This window comes from Actinoplanes sp. NPDC048791 (assembly GCF_040650095.1).
GTDB lineage: Bacteria > Actinomycetota > Actinomycetes > Mycobacteriales > Micromonosporaceae > Actinoplanes.
Window position 1 is genome coordinate 1 of sequence record NZ_JBEZGQ010001560.1, and the last position, 1399, is coordinate 1399.

Below are 1399 nucleotides of genomic sequence, written 5' to 3' on the forward strand. Positions count from 1 at the left end.
GGCACCGCGTCCAGCGCCGCGCGTACGCCCGGCAGCTCGCGGAACACCGGCCACTGCCCGTCACCACGGAACGCGATCTCGAACAGCACGCCCCACGAATACTCGTGCCAGTGCCACTCGTACGCGCCGTGCGTCAGCGCCGCCTCGGTGAGGGCGTCGCCGTGCGCGTCCTGCCAGCGCGCCGCCGAGAGCGTCGCGCCGTCGAGGACCTCGACCGACCACCAGTGCAGTTCCATAGTGCGATCGACCGTACGCCTGCCGCGCCCGCCCGGGGCCGGTCGGCGGCGAGCTCCGCAGATGGTGCAAACGCGACGTCAGTGGGCGCCAACGCGGCGTCAGTGGCGGCCCGCGGCCATCCCCATCAGGTGGCCGAGGATGTGGTCGCCGGCGACGCGCAGACCGTTGTGCTCGTACTCGTTGGTGACCCACACCCGGGTGTTGCCGACCGCGCGGGCCGTCTCCAGCTGGAGCTGGGCGTCCACGTACATGTCGTCGAAGTAGACCGCCGCGTGCACCGGGACCTCGTTGGCGGCGAGCCGGTCGAGGTCGTACAGCGGCGGCCAGTCGTCGTAGCCGGCCAGCAGGTCGGCGGCCGCGGCGAACGGCCGGAGCGCGGCGATCTCCCGGAACATCCAGGGATACATCATCTCGCCGGTGAACAGCAGCGGGTCGGCGTCGGCGGCGAACTCCGGGTGCCGGGCCAGGGCCCGTTCCGCCGCCCAGCCGGTGGCCGAGCCGTCCGGGTTACAGGTGAACTCCTGCAACGCGAAGATCGGGATGTCGATGAAGCCGGTCGTGGCCATCACCGCGTACCGGAAGCCGTCGGCCAGCTGGTCGCCGTGCCAGGCCTCGTCGAGCAGCCAGTGCAGGTTGGCGTAGCCGTCGCTCATTCCGAACGAGTTGCCCAGGAACCGCAGGCGGCGGGCGGTGAGCCGGTCGCCGTCGGGCAGCCGGACCTCGTTGTCGTCGAGGTGGTCGGCGAGCCGGCGCACGGCTGCGGCGTCCCCGGGGTACGCGCGGTAGTACTCGGCGTTGCGGGCGGCCACGCGTGGGTAGGTGCGCGCGTACCAGTCGTCGACGGTGGCCTTGATGCCCGGCAGGCCGCCCGTCACGTAGCAGGTGCGCAGTCCCTCGGGCGCCCGCGAGAGGTAGGCGAGAGTGATGAAACCGCCGTAGCTCTGCCCCAGGGTGTCCCACCGCGCGCCGCCGGCGATCCGGGCCCGGGCGATCTCCGCGTCGGCCACGATGCTGTCGGCGCGGAAGAGCCGCAGGTGTGCCGCGAGCTGCTCAGGTGCCATACCCGCCACGGTCCGGGCGGTGACCGGCGAACTGCGCCCGGTCCCCCGCTGGTCGAGCAGCAGCACCCGGTGGGTGCGCAGGGCCCGGCCGAGCCAGCCGT

At 72.8% G+C, this 1399-nt stretch carries 1 protein-coding gene and 1 pseudogene; both read right to left on the minus strand.

All coding sequences use genetic code 11. The annotated features are described in order from the left end of the window. A pseudogene (locus AB0C29_RS48465) lies at nucleotides 1–236 on the minus strand (hypothetical protein); the annotation flags it as partial. Nucleotides 237–335: 99 nt separating this feature from the next. After that, the coding region (locus tag AB0C29_RS48470) for an alpha/beta fold hydrolase (protein ID WP_360835139.1) at nucleotides 336–1399 on the minus strand (1064 nt) is incomplete at its 5' end.